Raw genomic sequence first — 22,813 nt, 5'->3', positions numbered from 1 at the left:
GATGGGGACACAAGACGACAGTACGGAACGACCAGCGACACGCAACACGTTCGACAGACGACTCACGACCATGGGGCGACGGCGTTTCATTTCGACGCTTCTCGGTGCCGGTTTCGGTTCCATGGCCGGGCTACTCACCCCGGAGGACGTGGAGGTGTTGGGGCGAAGCGATATACCACTCGTGTACGCGCAGGGCAAAAATTCCGAACCCCGCACGACGATGGTTCCCGCGGATTGGTTCGACGATCTCCGGTCCGCGATCGACGCCCACCGGCGACTCGACGTGCATTCGACTCCCGGCGTGGTCGGAAGCGCCGTTGTTCCGGGGGAGTTTGGCGGTCGGAACGCCACACTCGCGGTTGACGTAACCGGAAGTGAGGCGAGTGGCGTCGTCCCGGAACGCGTCGGCGACGTGGCCGTCGAAGTGAACCGGGTCGAATCGGTATCCTCGAACATGGCACGAACTGAGCAGGTAGCGTCGTTCGAGGGAAAACGAATCCCGGGCGGGGTCAAATGCGCCAATCGAGTTGCCGCCGGAACGCTTGCCCCTGCGATGTACGCCGGAGATACACCGTTCTTCGTCACATCGAACCATGTGTACGGCGGCGACGAGGGACGGTTCACCGGCGAACCGTTTTTCGCCGTCGGGGCGGACGGACCGCGGAAGATCGGCGAGGTTCGTCGAGGCTATCAACTCGACGATTTCGTCCGAATCGACCCGGTGGACGGGTTTCGTCCGGTGAGCGAGATACTGGGTACCTCACAACTTCCCGTCGTGGGCCAGTTAACGCGCGAGGGACTCGCTGAACTCAAAGCACGTGGTGCGAAACTGGAGAAGTTCGCACCCAATTCGGGTCACACGTTCGGATCCATTCAAGCCATCGACGGTATGACCTGCGCGTACGGAAAAGTCTGCAAGCGAGGACAGCTGAAATGGGGATCTCAGTCGGATTTTACCGACGGCGACAGTGGGAGCGTCAGCTATCACCCCGACCTCGAAAACCCGGACTCGGGGCTACTCGTCGGGGGATTCAACAACGCCCGGACGTGGTGGCCGGGTGAGGATTACATCTGGGGTACTGCGGCCTATCGTATCACGAACGAATACGGGTTCACGTTCTCGCCACCGACCGCTGACGCTCGGTGAACTCCAGTTCGACCACCACTCGTCCATCGAATCGGTTCGAGATGTTACCGGCGAGATTCTTCGACAGCTCCGGATACGGTTCGTTCGTCGGACGACTGATGACCACCGTGACGTGCTGGCTCTGGTCGATGATGCCCATGTCGTCGAACTCGACTTCTACCTTGATGAGTTCGAGTTCCGTATACTGGTCCTGCTGAAGCACTTTTTGTACTTCCTCGTTCACGACGTTTTCCGTCTGCATCTGTTTGCTCATGATGATGCCCGCTCCTGCGAACGAAACGAGCAGAACCACGATTGCTGCGAGCGTCGGTGCCGCTTTCCGGAGTGAATCCCCATCGAGTGGTCGATAGCCGAGCAACCAGAGTACGCCACCGCCTGCAGCGTTGATCGAGACCGCGTTTACGACCAACAGGACGAATGCACCCAGTGCGATGACTGGCGGTCCCCACGCAACTCCGACGCCGACGGCTGCGGCGGCGGGAATGAGCGCCGCCGCGATCATGACGCCGACGAGCGAGACCGGAAGCGCGGTTGCAAGTCCGAGCGCCCCGGCCGCACCTGCACAGATGCCGACCGCGAGCGACAGAAACCCGGGGGAAACGCGTTGACTTATCTGGCTCACCGTCACCACGTCCAGTGCCGGTGGAATGAACTGGACGGATTTGAGCGCCCACCCGAAAACCGTCGCACTGACGATGGCGACACTGAGGCCGAGTATCTGTGAACGCAGGCCGTCTAGTATCATATCCCGGTCGTTCAAGACGAGGCCGACACTGGTCGTCATCGCCGATCCGACTTGCGGTGCAATGACCATCGACCCGACGACGAGGGCGGGCGAGTCGAGGAGAAGCCCGGCAGTTGCGACGATCGCCGAAAGGACGGTCATCGCGTAGTAGGTCGTCGGACTCGGGTTCATGCCGAGTGCCTTCGTACGGATTTCGTCGGTTGCGATGCTGTCGTTCTCGCCGCCCCCTTTGACGAACTTGTTCTCCAGTTCCTCGATGTGCGGCGTCTGTGCCGTCTCCAAACTACCAACGACGGTGTACTCGTCAGTCAATCCGGCCTCCCGAAGGTCCGAAAGAACCCTATCTACCGCTTGCGTCGGCAGCGGAAACTGGACGATTGCCGATTCATCGCCGTTGCTCTCCTCCCGTGTCAGTACGTAATCGATGTGTTCGTCGTCCAAGACGGAGAGAACAGCGTCTCGACAACCGTCAGGAACGAGGGCCTGGATGAGACGCATGGCAGAAGCAACCGACTGGGTGGTAAAAGCCTCACCGATCGAAGAACGTTTCGACCATTTTCGCCTGTGCTCGTCGGAGATGTTGGTGAAACGTCGGCGGAGTTACGTCGAGCGACGATGCTACTTCCTCGCCCGTGCTGATTCGAGGCCATTCGAAATATCCCGCGAGATAGGCCGTCTCTAGCGCCGACCACTGACGGTCGGTTAGTGACTCGTCGAGCGTCGGTCGGAACTCCGTGGGAGTCGGTTCCACTCTGTCCTGTTCACGCTGCGCGACCAGACGCGCATCCGGCAACGCCTTCCGAAATTCCTCGATGACCTGCCGGATGCGCGTTCCTGTCGGTAGTTCGACGGTTGCGTTTGCTCCCTCCTCGTCGGCTTCCGCGCGGTCGATTGTTGCCCCTCGGTCGGCGAGCGTTGTGATGAGTGTCGTTAGTCCGACGTGGGTGAATCGGAACAGGCATCCGTCGTCTCCCTCGTGAATGAGTTGCGCATCGAGTATCGCATCGAATCTGTTTGCCTGTTCGAGGACGGTCTCGGCGGAGACATCCGTCGCGGTCACGAACGCCAAGGGCGACCCGTCCGTCGAAACCGTGATCCCGTGCAGGATAAATTCACAGTCGACCTCCTTCGGGACTTGGACGAAGAAGTCGTCCGAGTCCCTCGATTCGATTTCGACTTCGACCACGCTATCGGAGACGAGCGCATTCCTGCTTTCGACTCCTGCAAGGGCGAGGCCAACGGTTTCGCCGAGTTCGGCAAGCACCGCCCGCTCCCGGTCATCGAATGCTTCGGTTCTATTCGCGTGGATGACGAGGACGCCGTAACACGTTTCGTCGTACCGAATAGGGATCGCGGCGAGCGACCGCAACTCCCTATCAGTCGCTTCGTCCCGCCACGGGTCGAACGATGCACTAGCTGTGACGTTCTCGGCCAGTACGACATCGTGAGTTTCTAACGCCTTCATCGCGGGTTCCTGAACCGGTTCGCTCGGTTCGGTTTCCGGTTCGAAATACGCGTTGTCGATCCCTTTGTCGGCGTGTGCCACTAAACTGACGGCTTCTGCGCTGGCATCGTACTCGCCGACCCACGTGAACTCGTACGGTTCGACCGTCGCCAACCGATTGCAAACTGCCCGTTCGATTTCCTCACGTGTCGTGGCCTGAACCAGCGTTCGATCGACGTCACGGATGACTGCATTGATGCGATTGAGTTCCTCTAACTCCTTCCTGTGCGTCGAAAGCGCCTCTTCGCGTTCCGCACGATCGAGTGCTGATTGTACATTGGCTGCCAGAATTTCGGCGAAATCGAGGACGAACTCGTCGAGTTCCGCCGCACGCTGTGACCCGAGGAGGAATACACCGTGGTCGTCGAGCGGGAAGACGAGTTCCTTCTCGATCGTCGTCTCCGAATCGCACGCTCCCAGTTCGTTGTTGACGCCTTCGAAGACGGCGAACTCCCCCGATTCGAACACGGACCACGTCAACGAGCTTTCCGCCTCGAACGTAGGCATTCTATCCAGTATCTCGCTGGTACTCTCGGTCGTTGCGACGGGACGAAGCGTACGTGTTTTTTCATCGCTGAGATAGACTGCGGTGAGCGGAAATCCGAGTGTTTCGTCCGCCGCAGCGACCGCGATTTCACAGATTTCAGCCTTCGTCTCCGCCGCCATCAAGTCACGCGTCGCTGACCGAAGCGTATCCAAAGTTTGTTCGCGTTCGGTTCGATCAGAAACGTCCTTGAACGTCGCGTGAATGATCCGCCGTCCGTCGATCTTTGTAACGTTCGAACTGACTTCGACCGGTATCTCCGAACCGTCGGGTCTGGCTATTTCGAGGCCGGTTGCGTTCTTCGTAATACCACCGTGCTTCGCATGCTGTTCGAACATGTCTCGATAGTACGCGCGACGTTCGACGGGGTGTATTTCGGTTTGATGCATCCCGCAAATTTCGTCCTTTGGGCGGTCGAGAAGGGATTCTGCCGCCGGGTTCGCGTCGATTATAGATCCCGTCTCCGCGTCGGCGACGAGTATCGCTTCCGGGGTCGTTTCGATCAGTTTCCGGTATCGTTCACGTGAGGCTTCGAGTTTCGATTTCATCGCTTTCCGCTTCGAGATATCTCGGATGATGATGGTACTATTACATCCATCTCTTCGGGATTTACTCCGGGATGATATCTCGACGGGCATCTCATGACCAGCTCGATGCCGAGCAAACGTTTCGACGCGGTCCAAATCGACCTGCTTCCCATCAGTTTCGATGGACTGTATGAAGGAGTCGCTGGGTCCCGATTGCGATCGTGCGGGTATCAACTCCGCAAGCGAACGTCCGCGGAGGGTATCCGGGTCGTATCCGAAGATCCGTTCGACTCCATCGCTTGCGTGCTCGATGATTCCATTCGTGCTTATCTCGATAATTGCGTCCGACGGTTCACCGGGTGGTGTTTCGGTTTGTAACGACTCGTGCCGGTTCTGGCGTCGATCGACGAGGGCGTCGATTCGATATGTCAGTAGCTCCGGACAGTCCGGATGAGCGCAATCGGTCGCACCGGCTTCGATTGCATCGCGTATTACCCTCTCGTCGGTGGTGAGAACGAGAACTGGAAGCGACGAGTCGTCGGCACGAACCGCATCGAGGAGGGAAAGTGCGTCGTATCGAGGGGGGGAATGCTCGCAGACGACGCAATCGATCGTTTCGAGATCGTCGGGGATTTCGTTCGCATTCATCGCTCGCTCGATGTCCGTCTCAATACCTATTTTCCCGGCACCAATGTAGAGGATTCGTGGCTCATTCCTACATTCTTCATCAAGGATCATACTAATATTAAATATTTTATACCATCTTTATGTTTCGGTCCAACGGGAACCGTTAATACCGCCCAGTGTCAGCCGACAGGTATGAGGTTGGAGGACTACTGGGGCGTTGGGCCAAAGACGAGCGACCTTCTCGAAGCTGAACTGGGGGCCGAACGAGCGATCCAGGCGATCGAAGCGAGTAACGTTCGTGTGCTCTCGAATGCGGGTTTATCGAGAGGACGAGCAACTCGTATTCTTCGACAGGCGAATGGCGGCGAGGGAATGGCAGTTCTAGCGACGCGGGACAGCCGTTCCGTCTACAAATCGCTTCTCGATATCGCTAGCAACTACGCAGTAACGCCTGACGCTGCCGACCGTATTCGGGTTATGACGCCGGTTCGCTCCCCGACGGAAGCGAACGAACGGCTCGATTCGGTCATGGCCGCCGTCACGTCGTGGGATGAACTGACCGACTCCGAACGCGAGTCGGTTGTTACCGCGTTCGAGGAATACGACGGAAGCGAGCGCACCGCGGTCGAAACCGCGCTCGCACTACAATCAATCGGTACGACGGAGGGCGCATTCGCTCCCGTGGCGGATATCGATTCGGACGCGCTGAACGCCGCGACCGGTGCGCTTGGCAAACTTGATGATAACCGAGTCGCCGAGGGGGCGGACGACACGCTAGACCGCCTTCGAACGGAACTGGCCGCAGTCGAACGAATGGAAAGCGGCGCGCTGGATGTACTCGAAGCGGTCCAATCCGACGACCTCCGAAACCCGGATGAGTTCCGGGAGAGCTACGTTGAACACGTCGCCAGCGAGACCGACATCGAACCACAGCGAATCCGAAGCGCCACCGTCGGAGATGCCACCGACGCCACGGATTTCGTTGGTGGGTCGCTCCGCGAACTCGTCGCCGAACAGCGCGAATCGGTCGAGGAGCGAGAATCGACGGTCGCCGAGGAACTCGAAACTCGAATCGAGGATACTCGCGATGCTATCGACGCCGCCGTGTCCGCAGTCAACGACCTCGCGGTTTCGCTCTCGTTGGCCCGATTCGCCGACGAGTTTTCCCTCTCCCGCCCCGAGTTCGTGGACGAGGGATTCGCGGTCGAAGACGCCCGAAACCTCTTTCTCGCTACCGGTAGCGGTGACGTCCAGCCGATCACCTACGGTATCGGTGAACATGGTGTCGCCGGACCGCCGAGAGGCGACCGAGTGACCGTCTTGACCGGGGCGAACAGCGGGGGGAAAACCACCCTGCTCGAAACGTTGTGTCAGGTTGCCCTGCTGGCGCAGATGGGACTCCCGGTTCCAGCGGACCGAGCACAGCTATCCGTTTCGGATACCATCGTCTTCCACCGCCGACACGCTAGTTTCAACGCCGGGGTGCTGGAATCCACGCTCCGGAACATCGTGCCGCCGCTGACGAACGACGGGCGGACGCTCATGCTCGTAGACGAGTTCGAGGCGATTACGGAACCCGGAAGCGCGGCCAACCTCCTCCACGGACTGGTCGGCCTGACGGTAGATCGTGGGGCGCTCGGCGTGTTCGTCACGCACCTCGCGGAGGATTTGAACCCGCTTCCTGACCAAGCGCGGAAGGACGGCATCTTCGCGGAAGGACTGAACGACGACCTCGAACTGCTCGTGGACTACCAGCCGAGATTCGACACGGTCGGCAAATCGACGCCGGAGTTCATCGTTTCGCGTCTCATCGCCTCCGCGAACGACCGCGCCGAACGCGCCGGATACGATATTCTTGGTCGAGCGGTCGGCGAGGCGGCGGTTCAGCAGACGCTCAGTTCGTGGGCTGAAGGGGAATAACCCCGATTTTTCGACTGTTCCCGGCTACGCTCGTTCCCGAACCCGTCCGCCTTTGTCCGCACGAAACCGGTCTTCTACATCCTCCATCGTCTCGGTTTCGATGAGGCGTTCCAGCTTTCGCTCGAACTGCTCGTCAGTGAGTTCGCCGTTGGCGTACCGGTTTCGCAGGGTTTCGAGGGCGTCCTTGCTCGATACGGTCGGTTCGGAGTGCTCGGCTGATTTCTTTCTGTCCGACTTCGCCTCTCCGAGGCCGCCGAACCCGTTCCACCAGTCGGGCGTCCCTGACGAATCGCTCCACATGTCGTTCCACCAGTTATCGACCTCGTCCTCCTGGTCGAACAGCATGGCGACGACCGGGATGACGACGACGTAACCGAAGAGGAGGGCCGCGAGCCACCAACTCTGTCCGGTGAGGAGGGCGACGAGCCAGAAACCAGTGACCAGCATCGACGTGATTTCCGTCGCGTTTTGGTGGAGGCGCTCACGGGGAGTATCGTTCATGCTCGTAGATCGATTGCCTCGATTATTAAGTGTCACCGTTGGTATGTTCTCCCCGCAATGGTGAGCAGTGAATCGGAAAGCGACGAGAGGGTGTGTCTGCCCCGACGACAGTAAATAAATCGATACCGACCTCTGAAGGAGATGATCCAGTGGCTTCTTGTCGTCGGAACGTTGGCTTTTGCCTTCCCGGCCGCGTGGTGGGCGTACAGGTGTCCGAGTCGATCACGGGACAGGCGACTATCCTTCGCGTTCCTCATCGCAACGTCGCTGACGCAATTGTGTTACTACTCCCCTGCAATGTTCCCCTTCCGCTGGCACGACTTGCAGGGAGACGTTCTGTGGGCTGTCACTGGACTGTTGCTGATTCCGACGTTCTATTTCGGTTGGAAGGATTGGCTGCCGATTCCCCATCGTAGTCTGTCTTCTCCAATTGGATCCGTCGGCGAACGCAGCCGCCAATCGAGCATAGATTTAATCCACGACACCCCCTTCCCTGTATCGTGTCTCTCAGGTTGTCGCTTTTGATTCTGCTCGTCGTTTCGATGGTTCTCCTCGCTGGCTGTTCGTCCTCGCACCCCGGGACGACGCGGACGACGGAACTGCCAAGTGAAGACGGCGACGGCTGGACGGTAACGATTACGAGAATCGTCGACGGCGACACGGTCGAGTTCGAATACCGAAACGGAACGGAGGACACGGCCCGATTGCTCGGCGTGAACACGCCCGAAATCCACACCACGAACGACCCGGTGGAGTTCGAGGGCGTGCCGACCGACGATTCGGGTGCGAGGTGCCTCCGGGACTGGGGTCACAGGGCGAGCGAGTTCGCGGAGACCGAACTCGTGGGCGAACGAGTGACCCTCGTCCTCGACCCGAACGAGGGTCCCCGCGATAGGTACGATCGACTGCTGGCGTATATCCGGCACAAATGAAAACTGTTCAACTTCCAGTTGGTCGCACAGGGTTACGCTCGGGTGTATGACAGCGATTTTACGAAACGCGACCGATTCTATTCGGCCGAGTCGAACGCCCAGCACGAGAAAATCGGCCTGTGGGAATGTCGGAATGGACAGGTCGGAGGTCGAACAACGGCAGGGAGGACCGATGGCACCACCGACCTTTCCATTGTCCGGATTCACGCCGATGCTGCGGACAACGACCACGATAACCTGAACGACGAGTACATCGTCCTGAAAAACAGCGGAAACGACGCTCTCGATGTTTCCGGCTGGTCGGTCGCCGATGACGCCGGTCACAGTTATCTTGTTCCATCGAGGGTCTCTCTGGAGCCGGGTGAGACCGTCACGCTCTACACCGGGAATGGGTCGGATTCCACGTCGGAACTGTACTGGGGGTCGGACAGCGCAGTCTGGAACAACGGCGGTGATACGATAATCGTCCGGGACGCGGACGGGGATGAGATGATCCGACAGACGTATTCGGGCTGACACCCTCCTTCGAATCGGATCCGTATCTCACCGCTTTCCCGAACTTTACCTTCGTTCCCGACGACTCCCGCCCATGGAGTACAGGAACCTCGGTGCGACCGGTACGAAGGTCTCAGAACTGTGTTTCGGCACGTGGCGATTCGCCAAGGAATCGAACGGAACGGTCGAAACCGACCGCGAGACGGCTCACGAGTTGCTCGACACGGCGTGGGAAAACGGCATCAATTTCATCGATACCGCAAACGTCTACGGCGACCCGAGCGGTACCAGCGAGGAGTGGATCGGGGATTGGCTCTCCCAACACGACCGCGAAGATTTCGTCATCGCGTCGAAGGTGTACTTCCCGTTCGAAAGCGAAAACCCGAACGGACGGGGGCTCTCGCGCAAACACATCCGAAAGCAGATTCAGGGGACGCTCGACCGTCTCGGAACCGATTACCTCGACCTGTACTACATCCACCGCTGGGACGAGACGACGCCGATAGAGGAGACGCTCTCGACCTTGAACGGCCTCGTTGAGGACGGGAAGGTCAACTACCTCGGCGCATCCTCGATGGCTGCTTGGCAGTTGACCAAGGCGCTCTGGAAAAGCGACGTCAACGATTTCGAACGGTTCGACGTGACGCAGCCGATGTATCACGCCGCGGTAGGTGACGACGTGCAGGACTATCTCGACGTGTGTGCCGACGGAAACCTCGCAGTTTGTCCCTACTCGCCGCTGGCAGGTGGGTTCCTGACGGGCAAATACGAACGCGACGGCGACGTTCCGGACGGGTCACGCGGCGACCTCACCGACCGCTTCGAGGATTACTACATGTCCGAAGACGGCTGGCAGGTGTTGGACGAAATTCGGTCGATCGCGGACGACCTCGGTGCGACACCGGCACAGGTCGCGCTCCGTTGGCTCATCCAACAGCGCGATTTCTCGTGTATCCCGATCGTCGGCGCGCGGACGACCGACCAATTAGAGGAGAACGCTGGCGCTGTCGAAATCGAACTCTCCGACGACCAGTACGACCGAATTGCGGACGCGAGCTGATTCCGTCGTCCCGTTGAACTGCTACCGAGTACTGTATTCTAATGAACGTATTTTACTCCCGTCCACGTATACGATCGGTTTGACTGCTGCAACACTCACACTTCTGTGGGCGGATGACAGCACTCTCTCATACGTTCAAACACTGTTGGAGCGAAACGGGGTGCCGTCACGAGACGTTCGGTCGAAGCCGAACTGTTCCTACATCGGCTACGATGGAAACGATGCTATCGGCGTCGGTGGCATCGAAACCCATGGAACGGGCGGTCTGTTACGATCCGTTGTTGTTGAACGGTCGGCACGTGGTACGGGATACGGAACTGTGTGACGTGTTGGAAAAACGGGCATCTATGGACGGCGTCGAAACGCTCTATCCCTGCCGACGACGGCGGCCGATTTCTTTGTCGCGCGTGACTCCGTCGAAATCGAGCGTGCTGACGCACCCTCCACTATCCGAGGGACGACGGAGTTCGACGATCTTTGTCCCAGTACGGCCACCTGTATGCGGAAATCCCTGTAAGGTCCTTCTCCGATCGATTCGACGTGGCCGATTCAGCGATATCGACGTGGGAAAACGTAATTATTCTTCGTGTCGTCTGTCTGAAGAGGTGCGGCGGCGGGAGGGGGAACGAACCGACGCACCGTGGGGGGACAATGACAGATACATACGTCGGCGCGATTGACCAAGGGACGACCGGCACCCGATTCATGCTATTCGACCACGACGGTCGGGTCGTCGCTAGCGCCTATGAAAAACACGAACAGAAATATCCGGAACCGGGATGGGTCGAACACGACCCACTCGAAATCTGGGAGAACACACAGCACGTCGTCACGACTGCACTCGATACGGCCGCAGTCACTGCGGACCAGTTGGAGGCGATCGGCATCACCAATCAACGGGAGACGACGCTTTTGTGGGACAACGATTCGGGGCGGCCGGTTCACGACGCCATCGTCTGGCAGGACCGGCGAACGACCGACCGCGTAGAGCGAATCGAGGACGAAGGCAAAGTCGAGATGGTGCGGTCGAAGACAGGTCTCGAACCGGACGCGTATTTCTCGGCGACGAAAGCGGAGTGGTTGCTCGACAACGCAGATCCGATCAAGCTTCAGCGTGCTCGACCTCAAGACATCCGTGAACGGGCGGAAGAGGGAGAAATCCTATTCGGAACCATCGATTCGTGGCTCATCTACAACTTGACTGGTGAGCACATTACGGACGTGACGAACGCCTCGCGGACGATGTTGTTCGACATCCACGAGATGGAGTGGGACGCCGAACTCTGTGCTGAGTTCGGCGTTCCGATGGCGATGCTTCCGGAAGTTCGCCCGTCCAGCGACGACAAAACGTACGGTTCGACCGATCCGGACGGGTTCCTCGGCGCTGCGGTTCCGGTAGCAGGTGCCTTCGGCGACCAGCAGGCCGCCCTGTTCGGGCAGACCTGCTTCGACGCGGGTGACGCGAAAAACACCTACGGAACTGGCAGCTTCTTCCTGCTCAACACGGGCGAGGAAGCGGTCGAGAGCGAGCACGGCCTCCTGACGACGGTCGGTTTCCAGCGGTCCGGGGAACCCGTTCAGTACGCCCTCGAAGGCTCCATCTTCGTTACGGGCGCGGCGATCGAATGGCTAGTCGATGTCGGGTTTATCGACGACGCGGCCGAAACCGAGTCGATGGCCAGAAACGTCGATTCGACCGACGGCGTTTTCATGGTCCCCGCGTTCACTGGACTGGGTGCACCGCACTGGAATCAGCGCGCACGCGGGACGCTCGTCGGGATGACGCGTGGAACCCGGAAAGAACACATCGTCCGTGCGACACTCGAGTCCATCGCCTACCAGACTCGCGATGTTGCGGAGGCGATGGAAGCCGACAGCGGCATCGAGGTCGAATCGCTAAAGGTCGATGGCGGCGCCGTGAAGAACAACTTCCTCTGTCAGCTCCAAGCCGACATCCTCGGTGCCGATATTGTCCGCCCGGTCGTAGACGAGACGACCGCGCTCGGTTCCGCCTACGCTGCCGGGCTCGCGGTCGGGTACTGGGACTCGGTGGACGACCTCAGGGACAACTGGCAGGTAGACCGCGAGTTCGCCGTCGAGATGGCGAGCGCCGACGCCGACCGCAAACACGACCGCTGGAAAGAGGCGGTTTCCCGCTCACTCGACTGGGCACAGGAGGGAGGTGGGTGAGATGGCCGAAGAGTACTGGCGGGCGAAATACCTAAACGAACTTGTCGGAACGTTTATCCTCATCCTGCTCGGCGACGGTGCGGTCGTCGTCTCGGTGCTGACCGGCGGATACGACCTGTTCGGCGTGGCCGTGCTGTGGGGATTCGCGGTCATGTTCGCGGTCTACTGGGTCGGTGGTGTTTCGGAAGGTCACATCAATCCCGCCGTGACGATCGCGAACGCCGTCTGGCGGGACTTCCCGTGGAAACACGTCCCCGGCTATATCGTCTCGCAAATCGTCGGGGCGTTTCTCGCCGCCGCGACGCTGTTCGTCACGTGGTCGGGCTACTACCGGCAGTTCAACCAGGCGAACAACGTCGTCACTGGTGAACCGGGGAGTTCCATCACGGGAATGACCCTCTGGACGTTCTTTCCGAACCCGGCGTTTGCGGGCGTAAAGGTCGGTGATTTCAACAGCCTTCAGGAGGCGGCGTTCCTCGTCTCGTTTCCGCAAGCGTTCTTCAGCGAAGTCGTCATCACGGCCATCCTCGTGGGGGTCATCTTCGCCCTTGTGGACGATTGGAACCCGATGGGAACCCGAGCGACGCCCGCAATCTCGGCGTTCCTCATCGGTCTCCTCGTCGCGGCGTTGGTTCAGTACGAAGCGCCGGTGAGCATGGCGGCACTGAATCCCGCTCGCGACCTCGGACCGCGAATCTTCGGCTATCTCGCCGGATGGGGGGAAATCGCGTTCCCGGGACCACGCGGGGGCTGGTGGCTTCCAACCACTTCCACAATCGTCGGTGGTCTCATCGGTGGCGGCCTCTACGACGTCCTCACTCGGAGGTACGTCAAACGACTCGAAGAACAGGATATCGAGCCGGAAGAGCCGGCGGTTCACGACGAAGAGCACGAACGCCCGACAGGGGGAAGTTAGGTGTCAACCGTGTCGGATAGCGACGACCAGACACACTCGACGGTCGACTACCTTCGGCTGGTATTTCTCGACCCGATAACCCTCGCGGGGTTGGCCGTCCTCGTCGCGGGAATCGTGCTGGTCATCATTTCGAACCCCGGCACCCGAGTCGGGAAACCGATGCTCGGAGGGGCACTCATGCTGGTCGGAACGGTGCTGTTCGCCCTTGGATACACGCGAGCACAGTGGGGTCTCGAACGATGGGGGTAGCGATAAGGTGAAGCAAGTTCCCGTTCAACAGTATCAGAACGGAGACTGCAATGGAGCGAACAGTAACCATCGTCCCGAAGGACGGCCTTCATGCCCGACCCGCAGCACGATTCGTCACGACAGCGAACGAATTCGATGCTGAAATTTCCGTCGCAACAGCCGAAAGCGACCCAGTAAACGCACGAAGCATGATTTCGGTGACGACTCTCGATGCTCGACAGGGAGAGACGGTTCGCCTCGTCGCGGAAGGCGACGACGCCGAGGTCGCACTCGACGCACTGGAAGCAGTCCTCACCACACCGGAGGGTGAATCGTGAGCGTCGAACTGACCGGGACCGGTGTGACGCCCCGTGTCGGATTTGGGAATGTGATCTGGCATCGCGGAGTAACCGACTTACCTCCACTCCCGGACCCGAAAACGGTCGATACGGACGAGGAAATCGCTCGGTTCGAGGCTGCATGCGAGCGTGGCCACGACGAATTGGCCGACGAACGTGATCAAACACGCGACCGCCTCGGTGAGGACGAGGCCGAAATTTTCGACGCCCATCGGGCGTTCCTCGACGATCCCGAAATCACTGGTAGTGTCGAAGTCGCTATCGAAAACGGCCTTCCCGCTCCGCACGCGGTTCGACAGGCCTTCGAAGACCCTATCGCTCGGCTTGCGGGGCTAGAGGGGCAGATGGCCGAGCGAGCGGACGACCTTCGGGACGTTCGTGACCGATTGTTGAGAATCCTAACCGACCGTGAGCGGACCGACCTCGGTGACCTCCCCGACGGTGCTGTTTTGCTGGCAGAGCGACTCGGACCGAGCGATACGGCGCAACTCGACCCCGAAGCGGTTGCCGGGTTTGCGACCGTCTTCGGCGGACGAACCTCACACGCCGCGATTTTCGCCCGGTCGCTCGGTATTCCCGCAGTCGTCGGCGTCGGCGACGAATTGGGACAAGTCGGTGACGGACGGCCGGTATTGGTCGACGGGACGGACGGTCTCGTCGTCATCGATCCGGACGAATCAGCGCGAAACCGCGTCGGCGACGAGGAGACGGAAATAATCCCGAACCACGTCACGACGACGGATGGAACGGAAATCGAAGTCGCCGGAAACGTCGGCACCCTCGCCGAACTCGATACGGCGAACGAGCAGGGGGCCGACGGAATCGGCCTCTTTCGGACCGAATTCCTCTTCCTCGACCGCGATGCACCCCCGGACGAGGACGAGCAGTATGACGCCTATGTAGAGGCGCTGTCGGCGTTTCCGAACGACCGAGTCATCATCCGGACGCTCGATATTGGCGGTGATAAGCAGATTCCGTATCTCGACGCGCCGGAGGAGGGGAACCCGTTTTTGGGGACCCGCGGAATTCGACGGTCGCTCGGAAGCGACGCGGACCTCTTCGAAACGCAACTGTGCGCTCTGCTTCGCGCAGGGTCGGAAGGTAATTTGGCCGTGATGTTCCCGCTCGTCTCCCACGTCGAGGAACTCGACGCAGCACTTTCCCTCGTGGAAGACGTTGCCGAGGACCTGATCGAGGATGGAATCGAACACAAGATACCGGAAATCGGCGTCATGATAGAGACGCCCGGGTCGGTGTTCGTTGCGGAGTCACTTGCGTCCCGCGTCGATTTCTGCAGTATCGGGACGAACGATTTAACCCAATACGTCATGGCTGCCGACCGGGAGAACGAACACGTTGCCGACCTGCACGATCCGCTTCACCCCCCGGTTCTGCGTGCGATCCGTCGGACGATCGAAGTGAGCCACGAGGGTGGAGCATGGGTCGGAATGTGCGGCGAGATGGCTGGCGACCCCGAACTGACGGAACTGCTCGTCGGCCTCGGATTGGACGAGTTGAGCATGAGTGCCGTGACGGTGCCGAAAGTGAAATCCACCCTCGAAACTATCGACGCGGAGGATGCGCGAGAACGTGCCGAGCGCCTCCTTCGGTCGGAAACACGGACGGAGGTTCGTCGTCTGCTGTCGGAGGGGACGGACGAATAGAGAGAACTGTGCTCGGCGGTACACACGCCGAAGAAACGCGCGTAACTCCGTATCTGTGGCGTCGGATGAGCGGTTATACCTTCGAAATCTCTCCCGCCTCGTTTGCCGCTTCGAGGACGGATTCGAGGGTTGCCTTCGGACTGGTCGCTGAGACGGCAGCGTTGACCGCACCTTCGAGAACCGGGGCGTCCGCGATTTCCGCGTCGGTGGCCGACATCTCGATCGCGAGTTCGGCGTTCATCACCGCGCTTCCGAGGTCGACCAACACGACGGCTTCCCCGTCGGAAATCGCATCGAGTGCGTCCTGAATCTCCGTCGCACTCGTCCCGATTCCGCCATCTCCGTCGCCACCAACGGCTTCGATTTGTGTGTCTCCCGCCATTTCGGCGGCGATTTCCTTGATTCCGTCAGCGGCCCGCTCACTGTGTGACACGATAACGAGACCAACCATCTACGATTCCTCCTGTGTTTCGTCGCGCTCCTCTCCTGCCTCGTTTCCGTCAGGAACCGTCGGTGAAGTCGCATCCGCTTCGAGATTCCCGTCTCCCAAATATTCGACTGCGGTATCCCGAATGGCCTCCAAAATGAACAGGGTGCTCGTCGCGCCGGGGTCCTGGTGCCCGACCGACCGCCAGCCGAGATACGAGGCTCTGCCCTTCGAAGCCCTGATCGGTGTCGTAAAATTCACGCCACGTTCGCAGGCGTCGACCGCCTTCGACAGAGCCTCTGCCGGTTCGAGGTCGTCCTCCTCGATCGATTTCTTGTAGGTGTGAACCGCGGGTGTGATGGCATCGACCATCGTTTTCGCGCCGACCGACGCGCCACCCCTGTCTTTTACCTTGTTCAGAAACGCCTCGGCGAACGCGACGCTGGAGTCGGCCGTGATTCCGTCTTCGAGTTTCGCGCTGGCGGTCATGAACGATCCCCCGTAGAGCGGCCCGGCGGCCCCCCCGACTTCGGAGACGAGGGTTATTCCAACTGTTTTGACGAGTTCGTCGGGCGATGCGTCGTCCATCTCGGCTATCTTCTCGCGAACTGCCTGGAAACCGCGGTTCATGTTCGCCCCATGGTCGGCGTCGCCGATGGCCGAGTCGAGGTCGGTCAGGTACTCCTTTTCGTCGGCCATCCGGTCCGCAATGCGTTCGACTGCGTCGCGGATTGCTTCTCGTTCGGTAGTTCCCATCTGTGGTGTGGTAGCACGAGGTGTGAGGGGTAAAGCGTTCTCCCGAGTCGGGTGAACGATGGTTTTCGCTTGGAAATCAATCCATCGAGGTTTTGTGGCCGACGTGGTCGGTTTACAGCGTTTGTTCGGGTTTCCGGTGTGCCAGATGGTAAGAGGCGGTGTATCCTGTGGCTCCGTGTTTCCGTCGGCGACCGAAATAGAGAGGCGAAGGACATCGATTCCGTCAGTGAGTCGATAGATCCCCACGTTCTTCGGCTGCTGAGGCGAACACGCACGACGTAACGCCCCTCTTCGATCTACCATAAACACGGGAGAATCGTCCTGCCGGGTCCAGCGTCATCGCCGGCCGCCACTTCGTGGTCAGTCTAGTGGACGAGTGTACCGTCCCGCTCGATTAGGACGTCGACAGTGTGTGGTTTATGCACCGGCTTTCCCCGTCACTACTTTATAAAATCATGATAAAAAGCCTGTATTCTGCCGTCTACCGGGGTGGACGGCACGATATACCGCTTCTCCCGAGCGTCAGTGCTCGTTCTGGTGCGAAACGAAAACCACTCTTCAGGTCCCTACTGAACGGTCAACGCTGGCGTTTCGACCGGATGGGACAACAGTTCCTTTAGTTCGTCGTCCAGTACGAGCACCGTCACGGAACAGCCCTGCATGTCGAGCGAGGTCATGTAGTCACCGACCCACGCGTCCCATGTCCGTAAATCGCGGTCGTCCAGTATCGACTGGAGTTTGCGGTTCACGATGTACAGTTCCGACAGCGGGGTGCCACCCATCCCGTTGACGATGGTGGCGACTTCCGATTTCGATTCCGGGACGAGGTCCTCCAACACCCGTTCGGTCAGTCGTTCCGTAATCTCGTCCGCGGACGTCATCTCCACGCGCTCGACGCCGGGCTCGCCGTGAATGCCGATGCCGAGTTCGATTTCGTCGTCCGCGAGGTCGAAGGTGGGCTCGCCTTTTTCCGGCGTGATGCAAGAGGTCAGGGCGGTTCCCATCGTCGCCACGTTGTCGATGACTTTTTGTGCGACACGCTTGACGTCGTCCAAGTCTCCGCCCTTGTCGGCCATCGCGCCCGCGACTTTGTGGACGAAGATGGTGCCACAGACGCCACGTCGTCCTGAGGTGTACAGCGAATCTTCAACTGCCACGTCGTCGTTGACAACTACTTCGGCGACCTCTACGTCGCTTTCCATCTCGGCCAACTCGCCAGCGGTCTCGAAATTCATCACGTCGCCTTCGTAGTTTTTCACGACATTCAGGACGCCTTTTCCGGCGTCGCAGGCCTGAATCATCTCACTGATTTCGTCGGCGGTCGGCGATGTGAACACCTCGCCCGCCGCCGCCCCGTCCAGCATACCCGGTCCGAGGTATCCGGCGTGTGTCGGTTCATGCCCGCTTCCACCGCCACTGACGACGGCGACCTTGTCGGCTATCGGGGCATCCTGCCGGACGAGGACTTTCGAGTCCGGCAGTCGCCGAATCTCGTCCGGATGTGCGGCAACCATCCCGTCCAACATCTCGTCTACGACGGCGGACGGTTCGTTGATGAGCTTTTTCATGCGACACGCTAACAACTACCTGTTCCCGCATAACAATTTCCTCGGGTCGGGAGAGAGGTACCGGCGCACTACACGTTGCCCTCCTTTCGTTACGGAACTGCGAACACGCTCGGAAATTATCGAAACGAAGAATCACACCGGATACAAAATTCATCACTCATGAGGACACAAAACTCATCATTTACAGACATATGGATATTCTGTCATTCCAAGACGGTGAGTAGATATGACCGCAACGGAACGTTCGTGGCCCTCCACACTGCGGTAGTCTGGCCGTTTCACACTTGATGGAGTCGTCCGGTTTTACAGTAGGGGCAATCGGCATTCGGTCCCGGTCGAGTGCTGACACGACCGCACATCGAACACGCTCTGATAAGGCGTTCTCGGCGGTCATACGCCTTTTCGAGCGTTGCGAGTTTCGCCTCGGTTTCGGCGAGTCGTTGTCGAAGCGTTTCTAGTTCCGTGCGAAGCTGGGTGTATAGCTCCGATTGGTTGGTTTCCACTCGACGGCTCGACGGGTCGATTCGTGGTTGTCGTTTCCGTAACCACGGTGGGCGTTCGTTCGTCGGCATGTTCCTACTTGGTAATAATGCCATGAACGATAATGAAGTGGTCGGCGCGTTCTATCGAGTTTGAAATATACTGTGATCGTAAACAAAAGGCGAATCGGAAATAGCCGGATCGACCATCGGCAGCGGAAAACGAACGTCATGAAAAAGGATTCCGCCACGTGGTTATCTATACCATATGGCGACTTGCAAATGATTTTTCCACGTCTATCTTTGGTTTTCCCGAGTCACTACCCTCCTCCGTCGTCGGGTCGTGTAATCGGAAGCGGTGCGTACAGACGCTTCCGCGCGTCGGGAACGTACAATCGTTCTTCTACGAGATCGTTCTCCTTGAGCTTCGTGAGTGCATCTCGCGTTGTCCGTGCGGGTAACAACGCTTCATCGCGCACTTGTCGCTGTGTTTTGGGTGCGTCTTCTTGTAGAACTCTGTAGACGAGCTTTGCACTGGGTGGTAGTTCGAGAAGCCGTTCAAACCGTTTCTCTTGGGATGTGTTACTGCCGGAACGTCCGGCAAAAACGACCACTGGGGTTCGACATTCCATCCCTCCCTTCGCTCCCCATCTAATTATTTATTCCGGTGAGGATCCTCTCTATTGAAGATGGAGGATGGGTGGATCCGATCGAAACTTTTCCTGATTCCATAACACAAAATATAAAAATGCTATAGCGAATGGTCTATTAACAAAATGCCTGGGTTAACAAAATTTGAACACTTAAGATAAATTATGTCTGTTGACGAACCAACGATTCTTGTCGTCGATGATGAGAAAGACGTGACTGATCTCTACGCGACGTGGTTAGAGGACTCCTTGGATGTCCGTCGAGCATACGAGGGCCGCGAGGCGTTGGAGTTACTTGACGATGAGGTGGTCGTCGTTCTGCTCGACCGTCGTATGCCTGGTCTCTCCGGCGACGAGGTGCTTGCGGAACTCCGAAACCGTGGCCTTCACTCACGCGTCGTCATGGTGACCGCAGTCAAGCCCGATTTCGACATCATCGAGATGGGATTCGACGATTACCTCGTCAAACCCGTTTCGAAGGACGATCTCTATACGACTGTTGAAGGGATGTTGACACGTGTCGAGTACGATGATCAGATGCAGGAGTACTTCTCACTGGTTTCGAAAGTAGCCGTGCTCGAGGCCGAAAAACCCGAGGAAGAACTCGCCGAAAGCGACGAATATCGACAGCTTTCTACCCGAGTCGATGAACTTCGGGAAACCGTCGACGACGCGCGCTCGACCCTCGACGGCCACGACGATTTCGTCGGGGCCTTCCAAGACCTTACGTAGCCCGTTCCGTTCTACCGGCTGGCATTTCCCGCTCCGCTTCCCTGCCACCCATGGCGACGCCAACCATCGACAGACCACTGGTGAGCAGACTGACACCGAACAGGAGTCCGAGCGCCCATTCGGCACTTCCCGGCCATCCTCCAAAGAGAAGACCAGCGAGCAGGAGCGAAATGACGCCGCTGGCGACGACCCACGCCCAATTTTTTTCTGGACGGAGTGCGATTCCCATGACGATTTCGACGACGCCGATTACCGCGAGATAGGCGATAACCAGTATCGTCAGCGTAACCAGGCCGAAGACGGGGTTGACCACGAGCGCGACGCCTGCGACGGCATAGACGATTGCGAGCACCACCTGCCACAGAACGCCTTTCCAATCCCCAGCCGAAAACGCGTGGACGGCGTGAAGCGCCGCACCGACTAACAATGCCGCTCCGAGCAGCACCGACAAGGTAACCCCCGCCAAAAACGGGAAGAAGATGGCAAGGACGCCGATAACCGCGATTATTGTTCCGCTCGCGAAGAGTGTTTTCCACGTCGAGTTTGCTGTACTCCGATCTGTCGTGTCGCGTACTTCGGTTCCCATGGTTCCCACCCGACCATCGGTACGGCGAGCAGTATCAAAATCATCGGGGATAGCTGTCGATTCTGTGACTGAATGCGGACTTTACATATAAGAATTTATAAAAGAAGTGCCTTCACAGGTTCCGAACATGTCCGTCGATGACACGGACGAAATTCTGGCCGCGCTCGGCGTAGCTGACGAGGGAGCGTTCGAACCACCCGAGGCGCGATTCGAACGCCGTCTTCTCTCGGCGATGGTAGACGCACGCCGGGATGGACTGGAGTATTGGCGACTGTTCGAACTCGTCGAACAGTATCAACGAGCCGCGATTCACGCATCGTTTTCCGACGGTGAGTTCGGCTCCGATCACGTGAAAGTCAGTGAAGGGACGATACAGTATTCGCAAGTGGCTCACGCGGCTGCACGTTCACTCGAGGCTGGTGGCGAAAAACGTGAACTTCTTTTCAATATCGCCAGCACGTATCAGCTGTTCGATGACGATTGGTCGACTGTCGAGTAGCCGTGAAAACCGGAGCAGTAGCTGAGTACGTAGTCCGAAAGAAAACCTCGTGTACTCATACTTGAGTTATCTTTGACTTGTCTACCATGATGTATATGCTTTGTGTTCCTATTCGATCAGAGTGCGTACGTATAGACGTTCTCCGCGTACGCCTTCCCACCCATCTCGACTTCGGCTTCGTCAGTTTTCTCGAATCCCAATCCCCGGTAGAACTCGTTGCCGATGTCGTTGTCCGCGAGCACCATCGCCCGAATCCGTTTCATGCTGAAATCTTCGAAGTCCTCGCGCAGTCGTTCGTGGAGCGCGGTTCCGACGCCATCTCCCCAATCGTCCGGGTCCACGTAGAGGCGAAGAACGTCCCCTTCGTCCTCGTGACAGACTGCGTGACAGAATCCAACGAGCTCCTCGCCGGTAACTGCGACGAGAAAGGCGGTACCAGGTCTGTCGAGGGCATCCGTCAACGAGTCGTTCGAATACCACGCCGACACGGTTTCGGTAATGGTCTCGTCGTTTAAAATGTCGTTGTACGCCTCGCTCCATGCTCGGTGTGCGATTCGCCGAATCGCCCCGAAATCTCCCTCGTTCGCGGGTCGAATCTCCATCCCTCTCATCTCCACCCGTGGTTCACCTTGTGTCGTGGTAACAGTTCTGAATCACCACTGTGGTTGGGGAAAATAAATCTAGCTTTCGGTCGACGGGCGTTTTCCATCGAACTTGAACTTCGTCCCCGGTTCGATTCCGGTTCTGTTGGCGAATCCTTGACGCATTTCGACCACGTACTTAGCCGGTGCGTCGCTCCGATAACTCCTGAGATCTAACTCATTGGCATCCGGTTGCGGGTCGGCATGTTCCACGTTTATGACGGTTCCGTTCGGTGCGATGAAGATGATGTCGAGCGGAATTACGGTGTTTTTCATCCAGAACGACTGCGGCTGTGCTGACTCGAAAACGAACACCATGCCGTGGTTCTGGGGAAGCGACTCTCGATACATGAGCCCTCGGGTTCGCTCGCCGTCCGAATTCGCCACTTCCAGCGTCACGTTCGTTCGTCCATCGTTCGCGACGAATGCGGCCGATATGTTGCCGTCCGTATTGGTTGTCGCTGACGAATTGGATCGTTTCTCCGTCTGCATCGGTCCATCGGAGCCGATTCCGAGACCCCCCGTACAACCGGCGAGGACGACGAGACAGATAACCAAGAGGGCGGGAGTCACACGCATAGCCATGGAAACGAGGCCAGGAGACAAAAATCCCGCGTCAAATCAGCACCGTGACGACGAATCCGACGAGCAGTGACCCCGTGACGACTACCTGGAACACTACTGAGGCGAACAGACCGGCCACGGCGTAGGTGGCGGTTTTCGCGCCTTTCTTCGCGTCCTGTGTACGATACAATTCGACCATGAATGTCGCGAGCGCGACCCCGACAATCATTCCGACCGGCCCGGTAACTACCAACGCGATCAAACCGACGACACCCGCCGCTCGCTTTGGCCGAAACGGCGCTCGCCGTGTGCTCCGCGACGAACGCGACGACGCCGACGATAGTCGCTCCAACGACGAAAGGGAGCCCGGGTTCGGAAAATCCCGTCCCCCACCAGTAGGCGTAGATTCCGGCGAGCGACAGCGGAACTGCGGGTAGGAGGGGGAGGACGCTTCCGAGGACGCCAGCGATAAGAAGGGCGATGGCGACGAGGAAAAGCCAGTCCATATTGAACTGTCGCACGGACGAATCATAACCTCACGGGTTGCCCGAT

The 22,813-nt window shown here is 58.7% G+C and carries 23 protein-coding genes and 2 pseudogenes; 13 read left to right on the top strand and 12 right to left on the bottom strand.

Going from position 1 to position 22,813, the window contains the following annotated elements; all coding sequences use genetic code 11:
- Window position 1: 1 nt before the first annotated feature.
- Complete coding sequence (locus tag OOF89_RS16020) at window positions 2–1,147, top strand: hypothetical protein (RefSeq protein ID WP_266080148.1); 1,146 nt, start codon at window positions 2–4, stop codon at window positions 1,145–1,147.
- Here the strand turns inward: OOF89_RS16020 and OOF89_RS16015 are convergent.
- Window positions 1,113–2,390 (bottom strand): TIGR00341 family protein, encoded by a 1,278-nt coding sequence (locus OOF89_RS16015; RefSeq protein ID WP_266080146.1) that lies wholly within the window; start codon window positions 2,388–2,390, stop codon window positions 1,113–1,115. The two genes, OOF89_RS16020 and OOF89_RS16015, sit on opposite strands and share 35 nt — an antisense overlap.
- 31 nt (window positions 2,391–2,421) lie before the next feature.
- On the bottom strand, window positions 2,422–5,205 hold the full coding sequence (locus tag OOF89_RS16010; protein ID WP_266080144.1) for a bacterio-opsin activator domain-containing protein: 2,784 nt from the start codon (window positions 5,203–5,205) through the stop codon (window positions 2,422–2,424).
- Window positions 5,206–5,286: 81 nt separating this feature from the next.
- On the opposite strand from OOF89_RS16010, the gene OOF89_RS16005 reads away from it, so the two are divergent.
- Window positions 5,287–7,014, top strand: coding sequence for a MutS-related protein (locus OOF89_RS16005; protein WP_266080142.1), 1,728 nt, complete (start codon window positions 5,287–5,289; stop codon window positions 7,012–7,014).
- Window positions 7,015–7,038: 24 nt separating this feature from the next.
- On the opposite strand, the gene OOF89_RS16000 is transcribed toward OOF89_RS16005, so the two are convergent.
- Window positions 7,039–7,515, bottom strand: coding sequence for an SHOCT domain-containing protein (locus tag OOF89_RS16000; protein ID WP_266080140.1), 477 nt, complete (start codon window positions 7,513–7,515; stop codon window positions 7,039–7,041).
- Window positions 7,516–8,057: 542 nt separating this feature from the next.
- Between OOF89_RS16000 and OOF89_RS15995 the strand changes: the two are divergent.
- The 9 genes and pseudogenes from OOF89_RS15995 to ptsP form a co-directional block, all read left to right on the top strand.
- A pseudogene (locus tag OOF89_RS15995) lies at window positions 8,058–8,561 on the top strand (thermonuclease family protein); the annotation flags it as partial.
- Window positions 8,559–8,963 carry a lamin tail domain-containing protein gene (locus OOF89_RS15990; RefSeq protein WP_266080585.1) on the top strand — a complete coding sequence of 135 codons (405 nt, stop codon included), beginning with the start codon at window positions 8,559–8,561 and terminating at the stop codon, window positions 8,961–8,963. The pseudogene OOF89_RS15995 and the gene OOF89_RS15990, both read left to right, overlap by 3 nt.
- A gap of 73 nt (window positions 8,964–9,036) precedes the next feature.
- Window positions 9,037–10,002 carry an aldo/keto reductase gene (locus OOF89_RS15985; protein WP_266080138.1) on the top strand — a complete coding sequence of 322 codons (966 nt, stop codon included), beginning with the start codon at window positions 9,037–9,039 and terminating at the stop codon, window positions 10,000–10,002.
- A 79-nt stretch (window positions 10,003–10,081) separates the two neighbouring features.
- Entirely contained in the window at window positions 10,082–10,327 is a 246-nt protein-coding gene (locus OOF89_RS24570) for a GNAT family N-acetyltransferase (RefSeq protein WP_328517191.1), read from the top strand.
- Between the two features lie 326 nt (window positions 10,328–10,653).
- Complete coding sequence (gene glpK / locus OOF89_RS15975) at window positions 10,654–12,192, top strand: glycerol kinase GlpK (RefSeq protein ID WP_266080136.1); 1,539 nt, start codon at window positions 10,654–10,656, stop codon at window positions 12,190–12,192.
- Between the two features lies 1 nt (window position 12,193).
- The gene (locus OOF89_RS15970) at window positions 12,194–13,108 is read left to right on the top strand and encodes an MIP/aquaporin family protein (RefSeq protein ID WP_266080134.1); all 915 of its coding nucleotides are present in this window, start codon (window positions 12,194–12,196) and stop codon (window positions 13,106–13,108) included.
- Window positions 13,109–13,357: a hypothetical protein gene (locus OOF89_RS15965; protein WP_266080132.1), complete on the top strand. Its 249-nt coding sequence runs from the start codon at window positions 13,109–13,111 to the stop codon at window positions 13,355–13,357.
- Window positions 13,358–13,407: 50 nt separating this feature from the next.
- Window positions 13,408–13,674, top strand: a complete 267-nt coding sequence (locus OOF89_RS15960; RefSeq protein WP_266080130.1) for an HPr family phosphocarrier protein — start codon at window positions 13,408–13,410, stop codon at window positions 13,672–13,674.
- Complete coding sequence (ptsP, locus tag OOF89_RS15955; RefSeq protein ID WP_266080128.1) at window positions 13,671–15,359, top strand: phosphoenolpyruvate--protein phosphotransferase; 1,689 nt, start codon at window positions 13,671–13,673, stop codon at window positions 15,357–15,359. Before OOF89_RS15960 ends, ptsP begins: the two co-directional genes overlap by 4 nt.
- Before the next feature lie 73 nt (window positions 15,360–15,432).
- Here ptsP and dhaM read toward each other — a convergent pair whose 3' ends face one another.
- From dhaM to OOF89_RS15930, 5 genes are all read right to left on the bottom strand, one after another.
- Entirely contained in the window at window positions 15,433–15,810 is a 378-nt protein-coding gene (gene dhaM / locus OOF89_RS15950; protein WP_266080126.1) for a dihydroxyacetone kinase phosphoryl donor subunit DhaM, read from the bottom strand.
- A complete protein-coding gene (gene dhaL, locus OOF89_RS15945; RefSeq protein ID WP_266080124.1) occupies window positions 15,811–16,542 on the bottom strand; it encodes a dihydroxyacetone kinase subunit DhaL in 732 nt (243 codons plus the stop codon).
- Between the two features lie 566 nt (window positions 16,543–17,108).
- On the bottom strand, window positions 17,109–18,110 hold the full coding sequence (dhaK, locus tag OOF89_RS15940; protein WP_266080122.1) for a dihydroxyacetone kinase subunit DhaK: 1,002 nt from the start codon (window positions 18,108–18,110) through the stop codon (window positions 17,109–17,111).
- Window positions 18,111–18,388: 278 nt separating this feature from the next.
- Complete coding sequence (locus OOF89_RS15935; RefSeq protein ID WP_266080120.1) at window positions 18,389–18,682, bottom strand: hypothetical protein; 294 nt, start codon at window positions 18,680–18,682, stop codon at window positions 18,389–18,391.
- A 227-nt stretch (window positions 18,683–18,909) separates the two neighbouring features.
- The gene (locus tag OOF89_RS15930) at window positions 18,910–19,221 is read right to left on the bottom strand and encodes a hypothetical protein (protein ID WP_266080118.1); all 312 of its coding nucleotides are present in this window, start codon (window positions 19,219–19,221) and stop codon (window positions 18,910–18,912) included.
- Between the two features lie 183 nt (window positions 19,222–19,404).
- Here OOF89_RS15930 and OOF89_RS15925 point away from each other — a divergent pair, with 183 nt between their 5' ends.
- Window positions 19,405–19,971, top strand: coding sequence for a HalX domain-containing protein (locus tag OOF89_RS15925; protein WP_266080116.1), 567 nt, complete (start codon window positions 19,405–19,407; stop codon window positions 19,969–19,971).
- On the opposite strand, the gene OOF89_RS15920 is transcribed toward OOF89_RS15925, so the two are convergent.
- Window positions 19,964–20,557, bottom strand: a complete 594-nt coding sequence (locus OOF89_RS15920) for an HdeD family acid-resistance protein (RefSeq protein WP_266080114.1) — start codon at window positions 20,555–20,557, stop codon at window positions 19,964–19,966. The genes OOF89_RS15925 and OOF89_RS15920 overlap by 8 nt on opposite strands.
- A 127-nt stretch (window positions 20,558–20,684) precedes the next feature.
- Here OOF89_RS15920 and OOF89_RS15915 point away from each other — a divergent pair, with 127 nt between their 5' ends.
- A complete protein-coding gene (locus tag OOF89_RS15915; protein ID WP_266080113.1) occupies window positions 20,685–21,056 on the top strand; it encodes a hypothetical protein in 372 nt (123 codons plus the stop codon).
- Between the two features lie 116 nt (window positions 21,057–21,172).
- Here the strand turns inward: OOF89_RS15915 and OOF89_RS15910 are convergent, their stop codons facing one another.
- The 3 genes and pseudogenes from OOF89_RS15910 to OOF89_RS15900 all read right to left on the bottom strand — a co-directional run bounded on the left by OOF89_RS15910 (window position 21,173) and on the right by OOF89_RS15900 (window position 22,767).
- Window positions 21,173–21,658: a GNAT family N-acetyltransferase gene (locus OOF89_RS15910; protein WP_266080112.1), complete on the bottom strand. Its 486-nt coding sequence runs from the start codon at window positions 21,656–21,658 to the stop codon at window positions 21,173–21,175.
- A 78-nt stretch (window positions 21,659–21,736) separates the two neighbouring features.
- Entirely contained in the window at window positions 21,737–22,276 is a 540-nt protein-coding gene (locus OOF89_RS15905) for a DUF192 domain-containing protein (protein WP_266080111.1), read from the bottom strand.
- Window positions 22,277–22,313: 37 nt separating this feature from the next.
- A pseudogene (locus tag OOF89_RS15900) lies at window positions 22,314–22,767 on the bottom strand (DUF456 domain-containing protein).
- Between the last annotated feature and the right edge of the window lie 46 nt (window positions 22,768–22,813).

The organism is Haladaptatus caseinilyticus (assembly GCF_026248685.1).
Classification (GTDB): Archaea; Halobacteriota; Halobacteria; order Halobacteriales; family Haladaptataceae; genus Haladaptatus; species Haladaptatus caseinilyticus.
This window is presented reverse-complemented; position numbering and strand designations above follow the sequence as displayed.